12 protein-coding genes are annotated in these 12,982 nt (G+C 42.3%); 2 read left to right on the top strand and 10 right to left on the bottom strand.

Annotation, left to right across the window (positions count from 1 at the left end; translation table 11 throughout):
• Position 1 precedes the first annotated feature (1 nt).
• Entirely contained in the window at positions 2-958 is a 957-nt protein-coding gene (locus LI288_RS02420) for an RnfABCDGE type electron transport complex subunit D (RefSeq protein ID WP_227089308.1), read from the bottom strand.
• A gap of 17 nt (positions 959-975) precedes the next feature.
• Complete coding sequence (rsxC, locus tag LI288_RS02415; protein WP_022432284.1) at positions 976-2,295, bottom strand: electron transport complex subunit RsxC; 1,320 nt, start codon at positions 2,293-2,295, stop codon at positions 976-978.
• A gap of 245 nt (positions 2,296-2,540) precedes the next feature.
• On the opposite strand from rsxC, the gene LI288_RS02410 reads away from it, so the two are divergent.
• Positions 2,541-3,623: a ribonuclease H-like domain-containing protein gene (locus LI288_RS02410; RefSeq protein ID WP_227089307.1), complete on the top strand. Its 1,083-nt coding sequence runs from the start codon at positions 2,541-2,543 to the stop codon at positions 3,621-3,623.
• Positions 3,624-3,738: 115 nt separating this feature from the next.
• Here LI288_RS02410 and LI288_RS02405 read toward each other — a convergent pair whose 3' ends face one another.
• A complete protein-coding gene (locus tag LI288_RS02405) occupies positions 3,739-4,527 on the bottom strand; it encodes a CheR family methyltransferase (protein ID WP_022432286.1) in 789 nt (262 codons plus the stop codon).
• Between the two features lie 292 nt (positions 4,528-4,819).
• On the opposite strand from LI288_RS02405, the gene LI288_RS02400 reads away from it, so the two are divergent.
• Positions 4,820-5,575 (top strand): YlmH/Sll1252 family protein, encoded by a 756-nt coding sequence (locus LI288_RS02400; protein WP_227089306.1) that lies wholly within the window; start codon positions 4,820-4,822, stop codon positions 5,573-5,575.
• Between the two features lie 35 nt (positions 5,576-5,610).
• On the opposite strand, the gene LI288_RS02395 is transcribed toward LI288_RS02400, so the two are convergent.
• The 7 genes from LI288_RS02395 to LI288_RS02365 all read right to left on the bottom strand — a co-directional run bounded on the left by LI288_RS02395 (position 5,611) and on the right by LI288_RS02365 (position 12,901).
• Complete coding sequence (locus LI288_RS02395) at positions 5,611-7,725, bottom strand: acid phosphatase (RefSeq protein ID WP_227089305.1); 2,115 nt, start codon at positions 7,723-7,725, stop codon at positions 5,611-5,613.
• 126 nt (positions 7,726-7,851) lie between these two features.
• Positions 7,852-8,043 carry a hypothetical protein gene (locus LI288_RS02390; RefSeq protein WP_227089304.1) on the bottom strand — a complete coding sequence of 64 codons (192 nt, stop codon included), beginning with the start codon at positions 8,041-8,043 and terminating at the stop codon, positions 7,852-7,854.
• A 118-nt stretch (positions 8,044-8,161) separates the two neighbouring features.
• On the bottom strand, positions 8,162-8,641 hold the full coding sequence (locus LI288_RS02385) for a hypothetical protein (protein ID WP_227089303.1): 480 nt from the start codon (positions 8,639-8,641) through the stop codon (positions 8,162-8,164).
• Positions 8,642-8,976: 335 nt separating this feature from the next.
• Positions 8,977-10,059, bottom strand: a complete 1,083-nt coding sequence (gene rpsA / locus LI288_RS02380; protein ID WP_022432291.1) for a 30S ribosomal protein S1 — start codon at positions 10,057-10,059, stop codon at positions 8,977-8,979.
• Positions 10,040-10,888 carry a 4-hydroxy-3-methylbut-2-enyl diphosphate reductase gene (ispH, locus tag LI288_RS02375; RefSeq protein WP_227089302.1) on the bottom strand — a complete coding sequence of 283 codons (849 nt, stop codon included), beginning with the start codon at positions 10,886-10,888 and terminating at the stop codon, positions 10,040-10,042. The genes rpsA and ispH overlap by 20 nt, the downstream gene beginning before the upstream one ends.
• A complete protein-coding gene (gene cmk, locus LI288_RS02370; RefSeq protein WP_022432293.1) occupies positions 10,885-11,556 on the bottom strand; it encodes a (d)CMP kinase in 672 nt (223 codons plus the stop codon). The genes ispH and cmk overlap by 4 nt, the downstream gene beginning before the upstream one ends.
• 94 nt (positions 11,557-11,650) lie before the next feature.
• A complete protein-coding gene (locus LI288_RS02365; RefSeq protein WP_227089301.1) occupies positions 11,651-12,901 on the bottom strand; it encodes an NAD(P)/FAD-dependent oxidoreductase in 1,251 nt (416 codons plus the stop codon).
• Positions 12,902-12,982: the final 81 nt, after the last annotated feature.

Here is a 12,982-nt window from a genome sequence, read left to right as displayed (position 1 = left end):
ATCAGGCTGCCTCCTTTTCCGGTTTTTTCTTACCAAATGACTTTGGAACCGTTACCTTTTCAATTAACGGTACTAACAGGTTCGAGAAGATAATTGCATAAGAAACACCTTCTGCTGAACCGCCGAACATTCTGAAGATGAATGTTAAAAGTCCTAAAATCACACCAAATACAATCTTTCCGTTTGGTGTAATCGGTGATGTTACATAGTCGGTTGCCATAAAGAATGCACCGAGGATTAAACCACCGCCGCAAATCTGTTCTGCTGTATACAGCACATCAAACTGATGTCCCGGAGCAAACAGGAAAATTAAAACGGCAAAAGTTAAAATGTAGGCTGCCGGTATTCTGATAGAAATAACCTTGCGCACTAACAGATAAATTGCACCGATTAACAGGAATAATACGGATGTTTCACCGATTACACCGCCTGTTCTACCGATAAACATATCAAGCAGCTTCACTGCGCCTTCTGCTTCTCCGCCCGGCTTTAAGACTGCCAGTGGTGTAGCGCCTGCAACACCGTCATAAACGAACTTTGTCATAGGACCTGTATAAGCAATTAAAAGGAAACATCTTGCTGCAAGCGCCGGGTTCATAAAGTTCTGACCCAGACCGCCAAATAACTGTTTTACAATAATAATCGCGAAAAGACATCCGACAATTTCATAACCGATGTTTAATGTCGGTGGTACATTTAACGCAATTAAAAGACCTGTAACCGCAGCACTTAAATCGCTGATAGTTACTTTTTTGTGCATAAAATACTGGTATGCTCCTTCTGCTGCCACACAGACTGCAATGCCGATGACAATACGAAGCAGTGCGCCCAGTCCAAAATTATAAATTCCAAATATACTTGCAGGTGTCAGTGCAATCAGAACGTCACGCATGATTGTCTGTGTCGTATCCTTGCTTCGTACATGAGGATTTGTCGATACATTAAATAAATCGCTCACCTGTTTTGTCCACCTTTCTACTTCTTTCTTCTGTTTGCCATGATGGTTCTTCTCATGGACTTAATCTGCTGTGTTAATGGACGTTTGGCCGGACAGACATATGAACAGCTGCCACATTCCACACATTCCATACCGTCAAACTTCAAGAAGCCTGCTTCGTCATTTCTGCTTGCAAATCCTGCAAGTTTTGCAGGAAGCAGATGGCTTGGACATCCGTCACCGCAGCGCCCGCAACGGATACATGCTGATGTTTCAAGCTTTGAAACAACATCTTCCTTGAATACTAAAAGCGAAGAACTGCCCTTTACAACCGGAACGTCTAAGCTGTACATCGCAAAGCCCATCATCGGACCGCCTGAAATGTACTTTTCCGGTTCGCCGACAGGACCGCCTGCCGCTTCTAAAAGCTGTCTGTAATTGGTTCCGAGCCATACATAGAAGTTACCCGGTTCTTTTACGCCGTCACCAGTTACGGTTACAATTCTCTTTGTCAGTGGCTTTCCTTCGATAACTGCCATATAGATAGAGTAAATCGTATCGACATTATGTACGATACAGCCCGCATCTGCCGGTAACATAGAGGAGTTAATGCTTCTGCCTGTTGTTGCATAAATCAGACAGCGCTCACCACCCTGCGGATACTTTGTCTTTAATTCCTTGACTTCAATATCCGGTTCATTTGCAGTCTTTTCCTTCATAATTCTGATAGCTTCCGGCTTATTATCTTCAATACCGATAATACCCTTTGCATGGTCGAACAGCTTTAAGGCAACCTTTAAGCCCATAACAACCTTATCAGATTCTTCTAACAGTCTGCGGTAATCGGAAGTAAGATACGGTTCACATTCTGCACCGTTTACAATGATGTAATCGATGTTCTCAGGATTCTTCGGTGTCAGCTTGACATTTGTCGGGAAGCCTGCACCGCCCATACCTACAACACCTGCCGCCTTGATTCTTTCGCGGATTTCATCTCTTGAAAGGTCTTCAAGCTTTGCCGGTGTATATTCTACTTCTTTGTACTCACCATCATTTTCAATGATGATTGCATTGCACTTGCCACCTGTTGCAAGTGTTCTTGGTTCGATTGCTTTTACAGTTCCTGAAACGGACGAATGAATATTTGCTGAAACAAATCCACCCGCTTCTGCAATCAACTGTCCTGCAAGTACATAGTCGCCTTTGGCTACGACAGGAACTGCAGGTGCACCGATGTGCTGTGAAAGTGGGAATACCATCTCACCCTGTGCAGGGAATAATTCTTTTACAGGTTTATCCTTAGAAAATTCCTTACCATCATAAGGGTGTACTCCACCTTTAAATGTACACTTTCCCATGACATAAATCTCCTTATAAATTTAATCTTACATTGTATTTTATCGCAAAATCGACAAAAAATCTACTTTTTTTTGTGTATATATTAATATATAATAAACAAAAGCTGATACATTTTTAACATTTCATGACATATTTTTAACAGTATCTGATATTTTTTTAACAGTTTTTCACAAAAACAGGAGTTTGTGCAAAAAACCTGCTTTTTACCGGTTTTATACAGCAGACTCCGGAAATGAGGTTTACAATGAAAGTGCTTACATCTACAATCCCTGCTACTGCCGCACCGTCACAGACTGCGGCGCTTTTATGTGCCTGTTTTCATACCGCGCACGCCGCAGGAGATTTTATATTTTTTGATATTGAAACAACCGGACTGTCCGCAGGCAATTCAATGTGCTGGCTGATTGGCACTCTGGTTTTACAGGATGATTCCCTGATTCTGACACAGTATTTTGCAGATTCACCGTCCGATGAAAAAGAACTGATGGAACAATTTTTAGGAACACTTTCCGCCACAAGCTGTCTGGTGCATTTTAACGGCACACGCTTTGATATCCCGTTCTTACAGGAACGCGCGGCTCTTTTAGAATGTGATGCACAGCTTGCTGCAAAGCTTACAGACTGTGACAGCATTGACATTTTTAAAATGATAAAATCTTATGACAGCCTGCTTCATCTGACCAATTATAAGCAGAAAACCATTGAAAGTTTTTTGAATTTTCCACGCACGGATAAATTAGACGGCAAAAAGCTGATTGCCCTGTACAAATCCTACGTACTCTCTAAAGATACCGATTCTGAACGGCTGTTACTTTTACACAACAGCGACGACCTTGCCGGACTGCATGAAATCTGTGCCGTCCTCGCCTACGGACAGCTTTACGATACCGCCTTAAAAAAGGATTCTGTAGATAGTTTTAAAAAAGTTTTTGAAAATATTTCAATGGAGTTCAACTACGCCTCTGATTATGAAGGGAATGAAATTACCGAACTGATTTTAGAAACCGCGCCGGTTTTTCCTTTTCCAAAGGCACTCGACTGTAAACAGCCTGACGGATACTGCAAGATTTTCCCGGATAAACTGCGCCTGTGCGTTCCGGTTGTCAATGACCGTGTCAAGTTATTTTACAAAGATTATAAGAATTATTACTATCTGCCGGAGCAGAACTGCGCCATACATAAAAGCGTTGCCGCCTACGTGGACAAATCCAGACGCACCGCCGCAACTAAAAACACCTGCTATACATGGGTTGAGCCGCACACCCTAAACACCCCTGCCGCACTGTATCACTTTCTGACTGCCTATTTATGGCATTTGTTACAATAAATCTATGAAATCAGCCGGACGAAAATCCCGCCCGGCTGATTTATTGTTTATATTGATTTTGTGATATTTGCTCTCGTCAGAAAACAAATACCTACAGCTTGTACACATTTAACGTTTAGATGCCCTGTACCTTCCGGTAGAAGAACAGTTTATCAAAGGTGTATCCCAAATCCTTGTGATTGATAATCTGTTCTGTGTTACCTACAAACAGACAGCCGTCATTAACTAATGCACGATTGAAGTTCTTGTAAATATCCAGTTTTGCTTCTTCTGTAAAATAAATCATAACATTTCTGCATACAATCAGATGGCAGCCGGTCGGATACTTATCCTTTAACAAATCCGCCTTTTTAAATTCTACACACCGCTTGATGTCATCCGAAATCTTGTAATAACGGTCGCCCATTTTCTCAAAGTATTTCTTTTTATATTCATCCGGCAGTCCGTTCAGGCTGTTCGCACCGTATACGCCGTCCTTTGCCTTTGCAAGTACCTGCTCATCAATATCGGTTGCGTAAATATGGATCTTGTTCATCGGCACTTTCTTTGCCATGACCATTGCAAGGGAATACGGCTCATCCCCTGTGGAGCATGCCGCACTCCATATTTTTAAATTTTCCCCGAACTTGCTGATTAAGTCCGGTAATATTACATCTTCCAGCGTCTTCCAAAGCGCCGGATTGCGGTAAAATTCAGATACATTAATCGTAATATAATTGATGAATTCTTCCATCAGCTTTTTGTCTTTTTTAATGGCCTGACTGTAACTGTCGTAGCCGTCATACTTATTTCTACTAATCAGCGTATCAATACGGCGCTTCATCTGACGTTCCTTATAGGCATTTAAATCAATCGTTGTGCTTTGCAAAATAAATTTTTTAAAGTCTTCATAATCTTTAATCATGTTGCCCTCTTTCCTGCAAATCTTGTGACTTCTGCCAATCATCCAGTGCAGCATGTCTATCTTGCATATGTATTGCATATATTTTACCACATTTCACCATGAAAATCTTCCTTATTTTGAAATTATTTGAAACTTTTTAAAAAATTCTTTACAAAATATGTTATACTTTTGGCATGCACCGGCGCCGCCATATCTGAATCATGCAGTCTTATGCGCAGCCGGGGTCTGATTTTATAAAATGCCTTAAAAATCCTGAAATAAAACTAAAATAAATACGAACAGGGGAAACAATATGGACGAAGAAATTCTTTTAAAACGCAGACTCATTGATACTGCCAATAAGGCTTACCGCCAGAATATCTATACCTATACTAATTTTTTTAGCATGTCTGAGCTGGACACGTATTACCGGGCACTGCCCGAACTATCCTTTATCCACTCGGAAGCCTTTGGTGGCAGTGCTTCCTGCGAACGGCAGATTGTACGTTTCGGAAGCCCGGACGACTTTGGATTTGACGAACCGTATCCGATTGACTGTATCAAAATCTCGCCCCTGCTCCGCAAATTTGCCGATGACCTTACCCACCGCGATTTTTTAGGGGCTATTTTAAATCTGGGCATTGAACGCAGCCTCATCGGCGACATTCTGATTCGTGACAATGTAGGGTATCTGTTCTGCCTGTCCCACATCAGCACATTTATTATGGAAAACCTTATCAAAATCAAACACACCAATGTAAAATGTGAACCTGCCGCACCTGATACCGATGACTTTGCACCGGTTTTAGAAGACCTTGAACTCATCTGTGCTTCTGCCCGCATTGATGCCGTCACCGCTTCAATTACCAAGCTTTCCCGCAGTAAGGCGGTAGAGCTTTTCCGCACCCAGAAAATCTTTGTCAACGGAAAATGTATGGAAAACAACAGTTATGCGTTAAAACCGGACGATATTCTTGTTATCCGCGGCACAGGCAAGTTCATCTACAAGGGCTGTGGAAATGAAACACGAAAAGGCAGGGTCTATGTCCGCCTGCAAAAATACGTGTGACATTCCCTGCCTTTTGATATAAGTCTTGCAGATAATTAGTCTTTTTGTTTATTTTTATTCATTTTAGTATTTCTCATCTGAATACCAGCCGCTGCCGCCGCAGATGATACCAAAAGAAGAAGGCTTGTCCAGATATTGGTATTGTCTGCGGTTTTAACCGTTGTACCTACGCTCTTTGAGGAATCTGTTGATGCAGTGGCATTTGTACCATTGTCTGAAGCTGCCGCATTGGCATTATCATCCGAAACTGCCGCATTGGCACCGTCTGTACCTGCATTATCCACAGACGGCTGTCCCTGTACATCTGCATTGTCACCGCTGTTTCCCTGCTGACCGCCGTTCTGGCTGCTATTGTCCTGTGCAGTCTGATAGCTGACCTCCACACCGTTTCCCGTATATACAATGCTTCCGTTAAAATCCTGCGGTGCATTGACCACAATTTCATCAAACTGTGATGTCAGCGATGTACTTTTGAGTAAATCAAATCCATTTTCCGGAAGATAACCGTCCGTGAAATTTACAACCAGCTTTCCGCCTAAATCTGCCGTTCCGTCAATTGCAATATAATCCTGCTCATTTGAAACCGTAACTTCCAACACACCCTCCTGATTTTGTGTAAAATTCCCGTGAACCGCAAGTGTACCTGTTGTATTTTCGGTAATGGTACTGTTATTGACAACATTTCCATCACCAAATGCAGAGTCGTAATCTGCGCGGATTGTTCCGCCTTCTACCGTAGTTCCGCCTGTGTAGCTGTTATCACCGGAAAGCACCAGCATACCACTTCCCTTTTTGGTAAGTGAACCGCTTCCGTCAATATCGTTTCTCCAATTATCTGCCGCACAAAATCCGCCTTTTTCTGCATCCATATCGACCGTAACATCTGTTGCAAATGCGCCGTAGCCGTTTGAAGCTTCAAACAGATTTAATCTGCCCCAGCCTTCGGCATCGTCTAAAACAGAATATCCTGAAGAAATGCCTGTTGTATACAATACATATCTTCTCTCATCTGCTGACAGATATGGGAATCTCGTTTCAAGCAGCACCTCTGCGCCCTTTGGCACAACCATTTCCTTTGCGGTATCCGCATTATCCAGCTTTAAATTATAAGTCATGCGATACAGATATGTTTCCTTATCCTTCTGGTAGCTATCGTAATCCGAAGTTGCTCCGACTGTTTCCACCAGTTTTTGTCCGTCTGCAACGGCTTTAGCTTTTACTGCTGCATTTTCATCTGCATTTAAATTTGCCGCCGCAATTGCCGTAGACATCATTCGTCCACCGATAACATCCAGACACGAATGCATACCGGCTACAATACGGCTATTTCCTAATTCACTGGAACGCAGCATCATCTGTGAATACTGCTGTGGCACCGCATATGCCATCGCAATCGCCGCCAGATTGGCACCGTTGGTATGTCCGCTCGGATAACCGCCGTCATTGGACGGATCTGCCTTTTCCTGCGGTTTTAAACTTGAAATAATCGTTGTCTGCGGATATTCTCCATTCAGTCTTGACCAGCGGAACGGACGCATGTATTTGTAATACTTCTTCGCCGAAGAAGTACTTGCCGCACCATTTCTAAGTGCCGTCACCAGTTCTACAATGCCGCCGTAGGTGCTGTCTGTATCTGCCCATTCCCCGTTATCCTTATACGCATCTGAATATTTCACCGTATCGGCATCTGCCGGTATCTCTGTAATCGATGTTTTGGCATTCGTACCTTTCTTAAATTCATCCGCATAAATTCCAAGTCCTGAAATCATACTGTAATTGCCGTCATGTAAATCATCATAAAACGCCAGTTCTTTCTCTGCCTGTGTACTATTCTGATTGATTTTTGCCGTTTCCTTCAGATTCATTTCATGCATTGCAGAATTTAATATCGTGCCGTTATCCCATGCCGTACCCGGTGTAAAATAATCAAGCATTTCTGAGAGTACACCAATTGCCGGATTTTGCAGTGTATCTTTTATGCCGTCTTCTCCATTTTTCTGATATTCGTCAACATAATATCCATAGACTGCTTTTTTCGGTGTAATTGCCGTATCCTGCGCAAAAGCAGGCATGATAAAACTCATGGTCATCATGCCTGCCGCCGCTGCACATACCATCTTCTTCATTTTCTTTTTCTTTCCGTTAGACATTTTTCTTTCCTCCTAAATCTTAGCTTCACTGCCGGAGTCTATATTACTATGTCTTCGTAAAGTTCAAATGAGAATCAGGCAAATACTGTTTAAATTTTTTGTAAAATTTAAACTTAGATTTTCTGACTACTTCTTATTTCTTCTGAATATAGAAAACAGCCCTTTTCTTTTAGGCTTTGTACGCAGTTCCTGCTCCCGCAGTGCTTCCATGCGTTCATCGGTGTGTTCATCTGTTTTCATATCGTCATAAATCTTGTCTTTAAACTGTAAACCGAGTGTTTCCATCATGCTGTCGCCGCCATTTAATTCTCCAAACATAACTGCCTCCATTTCTGCCGCACCCCTGCGGCTGACCTGTCCATGAGCTGTTCTCCTGCTCTTATTCATTCCATTTTATTGACCATCTTTACTTTACCCTCATACTTCCTATATCTGCCTAAAATGCACTTTCACTTTTCACACGGTTACTTTGTTTCCGCAGATTATTTCTGTGTATCCGCTTTCCCTGCCGTATCACACCGATAAGACCAGCTCCCATAACTGCAATTTCAATGCCAAATCCCGTTATCCATACCCAGTCTGCCAGCAATGGAACTGCCTGTGAAAAGTCGTCCCCTGTATAATACATTTTCACGGTATCACCCTGGTCTTTGTAGATGATACTTTTCTTACAAACAGCAAACCTGCTTTTTCCTGCTTCAAAATACTGATATGCATTATGTCCTTCATAGTACTCTGCCGTAATACACGTTCCTTCCCGCAGGAGTTTTTCGGAAAACTGATACTCCCGGATTGTATCAACAAAGCACCACATTGCAATACCAATGATTATGATACTAAAAATCAGCCAGAATACTGCGTTCTTTCGTTCCGCTTTTTCTTCTCTTTTTACCAGCCAGCTTTCATAATCAGACATCTCTGCCACCTCCTCACATTCTCTTTTACATTTGCTTCCTGCCCTTCTGCCCGTGCTGTCATTCACGTTCTTTTAATTTAACCCTTTTAATTTCTTTCCCTTGTTCTGATTACAGTATATACCAAATTTCCCAAAACAGAAGACATAATCACGCAATACCTCAGCTTTGCCCCGCAACTGTCACTTTCAGGAGTTCAAATGTCAGAAAACAATAATTGTCCTTGTTTCCGGCAAAAAACCGACAAACAAGCCACGTAAAAAAGCTACCGCCGCCACATATGAAATGTGGCAGCGGCAGCTTTTATGAATATAGACTGTCTGATGACCGTTCTAAATTATTCTTCTGTTGATTCTTCCTGAGCGTTATCTGATGCAAGAGCCTTCATGCTGAGACTGATCTTCTTTTCAGCTTCGTTCATGTCAACAACCTTTGCTTCGATTTCCTGACCGATTGAAAGAACATCTGAAGGCTTTTCAATATGTTCCTTCGCAATCTGTGAAACATGAAGTAATGCGTCAACACCTTCTTCAAGCTGTACGAATGCACCGAAATCTGTCATTCTTGCAACTTTACCCTTAACAACGTTACCTACAGCATACTTTGTAGCTGCATCGTTCCAAGGATTAGAATCCGGATACTTCACGCTTAAAGCAATCTTATTGCCGTTGATTTCCTTAATGAAGCACTTTACAGAATCGCCAACCTTGTATACTTTCTTAGGATTTTCTGTTCTGCCCCATGACATTTCTGAAATATGAAGAAGTCCGTCAACACCGCCGAGGTCGATAAATGCACCGAAGTCTGTTACATTCTTAACTGTTCCTTCGATTGTATCACCTTCGTGAATCTTTTCTAATAATTCCTTCTGTGCTGCTTCCTTCTGTGCAACGATTAACTGCTTGCAGTCACCGATGATTCTTCTTCTCTTTGGATTGTACTCTGTGATTACGAAAGAAACTTCCTTATCCTTGTATACAGATAAATCCTTTACATATGTGTCTGAAACAAGACTTGCCGGAATAAATACTCTTGCTTCGTCAATGACAACACCAAGACCGCCATTCATAACCTGACTTACTGTTGCTGTTAATACTGTCTGGTTTTCAAAAGCTTCTTCAAGCTTCTTATTACCGTTATCAGCTACAAGTCTTCTGTATGTTAATAATACCTGACCTTCGCCGTCGTTTACTTTAAGGACCTTAGCCTGCATTGTATCACCAACAGATACAACTGTTGTTAAGTCAATGCCCGGTGTAGATGAGTATTCATTACGTGTAATAATACCATCTGCCTTATAGCCGATGTTAAGGATGATCTGGTCTTCCTTAACGTCGATAACAGTACCGTCAACTACCTCTCCTGTATGTATTGTCTTAAATGTTTCATCTAACATCTCTTCAAAGCTCTGTTCTGACATTAGTGTAAACCTCCTGAATAATATTGTTTGGGGTCGATGCCCCTGCTGTAATACCTATGCAGTCTGCCTTGCCCAAACTTGTCATGTCAAGGTCATTAAGCGTCTGAATGTAATATGTATCTTTACACTCGTTCTTACAGATTTCATACAGTTTTCGCGTATTGGAACTGCTGCTGCCTCCGACTACTATCATTGCATCAACACGCTTCGCTATCTCCCGTGCTTCTGTCTGACGTTCCTCAGTTGCATTACAAATTGTATTACGAATAATAATATTGTACCCCTTTTCGGATATAATTTCAACTAATTCTTTAAATTTATTGTAATTAAATGTCGTCTGGGATACGATACACACTTCCCGCTGTGGGTCTAATTGCAGATTTTGTGCCTTTTCTGCGGTATCAACCACATGTACTTGTGTTTTGGACCACCCCATAATTCCTTCGACTTCGGGGTGTTTTTCATTGCCGATAATAACAATCTGCTTGCCATTTGCACTTTCCTGTTTCACAATATTGTGAATTTTTAATACAAACGGACAGGTGGCATCTACAATTTCCACGCCTTTCTTCTGCAATGCTTCATAAACCGCACTGGATACTCCGTGTGAACGGATAATCACCGTTCCTTCTGTAATATCGTCTAATTCCTCCATTGTATTAATAACAAAGACGCCTTTTTTTTCTAAATCTTTAACAACTTCTTCATTATGAATAATCGGTCCAAATGTATAGACGTTTTTTTTGCCTGTCTGTTCATATACGGTATCCACCGCACGCTTTACACCAAAACAAAATCCTGCCGATTTTGCAAGAATCACTTCTTTCATGATGCCTTTTTCTCCTCAATAATCTGTGTAAGCTTTGCAACAACTTCTTCGATATTCATATCGGATGTATCCACCAGTATTGCATCTTCTGCCTGCTTTAACGGGGAAATTTCACGGTGCATGTCAGCATAGTCACGGCTTTCGATATCTGCCGCAATTTCTTCCAGATTACACTGCTCACCTTTCTGTGTAAGCTCGTCAAATCTTCTTTTTGCGCGTGCCTGTGTACTCGCTGTCAGATAAATTTTTACAAAAGCATCCGGAAGCACGGTCGTTCCAATGTCCCTGCCGTCCATAATGACATCGGTTGTCTTTGCCAGCTTTCGCTGTAAATCCACCAGCTTACTGCGCACTGCCGCATACTTTGATGTCTTTGAAGCCATTTTTCCTGTTTCTTCTGTGCGTAACAGTCCTGTGACATTGTCACCGTTTAAAATCACCTGCTGTACGCCGTCCATATATTCAATCGTAATGTCCACATTGGACACTGCCGCATTGATTTCACGCTCATCGTCCGGGTTGACGTGATTCTGCGTAAAATATACCGCCATTGCACGGTACATTGCGCCTGTATCCACATAAATATAATTCATCTTTGCCGCCAAAAGCTTGGCAATCGTACTTTTTCCTGCACCAGCAGGTCCGTCAATCGCTATTGATACTGCCATTTTTTCTCCATTCCATTACATTTATTGTAATATTTTACATTTTATATTTAAAATATTTATAAATTTTTCGTCTTACTGCCATTTATCAAAACTTTTACGATAAATGTGCCGCCGCCGCATAGGCTGTTGACCACGCAATCTGCAAATTAAAACCGCCGGTTACGGCATCCACGTCTAAGACTTCACCCGCAAAATACACACCGGATACCAGCTTTGATTCCATCGTTGCCGGATTGACTTCTTTGACACTCACACCGCCCTGCGTGATAATGGCTTCCTGAAAGCCGCGCAGTCCCGTAAGGGTCAACTTGAAATTCTTTAACAGCGTAACCAGCCGCTGGCGTTCCTGCTTTGTGACCTCGTGGATTTTCTTGTCCGGTGGGATTTTACTTAATTCCACAACCACAGGAATCAGCTTCTTTGGCAATAGCTTATCCAGTGAATTTTTAAAGCTTTTATTCTTTGCTTCTTCAAAATCCCGCAGCACACGCTCGTCTAGCTGTGCTTCATCAAGTGCCGGTTTTAAATCTATCGTAAGTAAAAGATTTTTCTGGCGGATAACCTTTGCCGCATAACTGCTGGCACTAAGCACTGTCGGACCGCTCACGCCAAAGTGCGTAAAAAGCATTTCCCCAAAATCTGAGTAAATCTTTTTGCCGGTATCCGGATCTGAAATCGTAACTGCCACATTTTTAAGGCTGAGCCCCTGCAACTCGCGCTCCCATTCTTCTTTTACAATAAACGGCACCAGTGCCGGAAGAATCGGTGTCACTTCGTGTCCCAGTTCTTTTGCAAAACGGTAGCCGTCCCCGGTAGAGCCTGTAGACTGATAAGAATTACCGCCGGTCGCTATAATCAGCGCATTGCCCTGTACCATGCGCTTACTGCCTGTCACTGTATCTTTCACCCTCAGCCCTGTAAATCTGCCGTCCTTGTGGCACACCTGCACAACCTCAGTATTTAAATGAACCTCTACCGACAGCTTTTTCATCTCACGCTGTAATGCGCCGATGACATCTGAGGAATGGTCTGATTCCGGGAATACGCGGTTGCCGCGTTCAATTTTAAACGCCAGCCCCAGTTCATCAAAAAAGCCCATTGTATCATAATTGGAAAAGCCGTTGAACGCGCTGTATAAAAACTTGCGATTGGTGACGACACTGTTAAAAATATCCTCGGAATCGCCTGCATTCGTAAAATTACAACGGCCCTTTCCTGTAATAAACAGCTTCTTTCCAAGCTTTTCGTTTTTTTCAAATAAAATAACCTGATTTCCATTTCTTGCCGCCGTAATGGCAGCCATCATGCCGGCTGCACCGCCGCCGGCGATTAAACATTTTTTCATCTTTTTCATTCCTTTGCTGACTAAACAAGGCTATTGTATCATAAAGCGGAAAAGAAACCAACCCTAAACGCCACAACTTCC

It is taken from the genome of Lachnospira pectinoschiza, from assembly GCF_020564355.1.
GTDB lineage: Bacteria > Bacillota > Clostridia > Lachnospirales > Lachnospiraceae > Lachnospira > Lachnospira intestinalis.
Note: the sequence above shows the minus strand (reverse complement) of the source record. Positions and strands in the feature narration are given on the sequence as shown.

Excerpts from the sequence above, each read along its gene's own strand:
- LI288_RS02405 (WP_022432286.1), bottom strand. The coding sequence starts at position 4,527 with ATGATTAAAGATTATGAAGACTTTAAAAAATTTATTTTGCAAAGCACA.
- cmk (WP_022432293.1), bottom strand. The coding sequence starts at position 11,556 with ATGGCAGTATCAATAGCGATTGACGGACCTGCTGGTGCAGGAAAAAGT.
- rsxC (WP_022432284.1), bottom strand. The coding sequence starts at position 2,295 with ATGGGAAAGTGTACATTTAAAGGTGGAGTACACCCTTATGATGGTAAG.
- ispH (WP_227089302.1), bottom strand. The coding sequence starts at position 10,888 with ATGAAAGAAGTGATTCTTGCAAAATCGGCAGGATTTTGTTTTGGTGTA.
- LI288_RS02395 (WP_227089305.1), bottom strand. The coding sequence starts at position 7,725 with ATGTCTAACGGAAAGAAAAAGAAAATGAAGAAGATGGTATGTGCAGCG.
- LI288_RS02410 (WP_227089307.1), top strand. The coding sequence starts at position 2,541 with ATGAAAGTGCTTACATCTACAATCCCTGCTACTGCCGCACCGTCACAG.
- LI288_RS02390 (WP_227089304.1), bottom strand. The coding sequence starts at position 8,043 with ATGTTTGGAGAATTAAATGGCGGCGACAGCATGATGGAAACACTCGGT.
- LI288_RS02365 (WP_227089301.1), bottom strand. The coding sequence starts at position 12,901 with ATGAAAAAATGTTTAATCGCCGGCGGCGGTGCAGCCGGCATGATGGCT.
- LI288_RS02400 (WP_227089306.1), top strand. The coding sequence starts at position 4,820 with ATGGACGAAGAAATTCTTTTAAAACGCAGACTCATTGATACTGCCAAT.
- rpsA (WP_022432291.1), bottom strand. The coding sequence starts at position 10,059 with ATGTCAGAACAGAGCTTTGAAGAGATGTTAGATGAAACATTTAAGACA.
- LI288_RS02385 (WP_227089303.1), bottom strand. The coding sequence starts at position 8,641 with ATGTCTGATTATGAAAGCTGGCTGGTAAAAAGAGAAGAAAAAGCGGAA.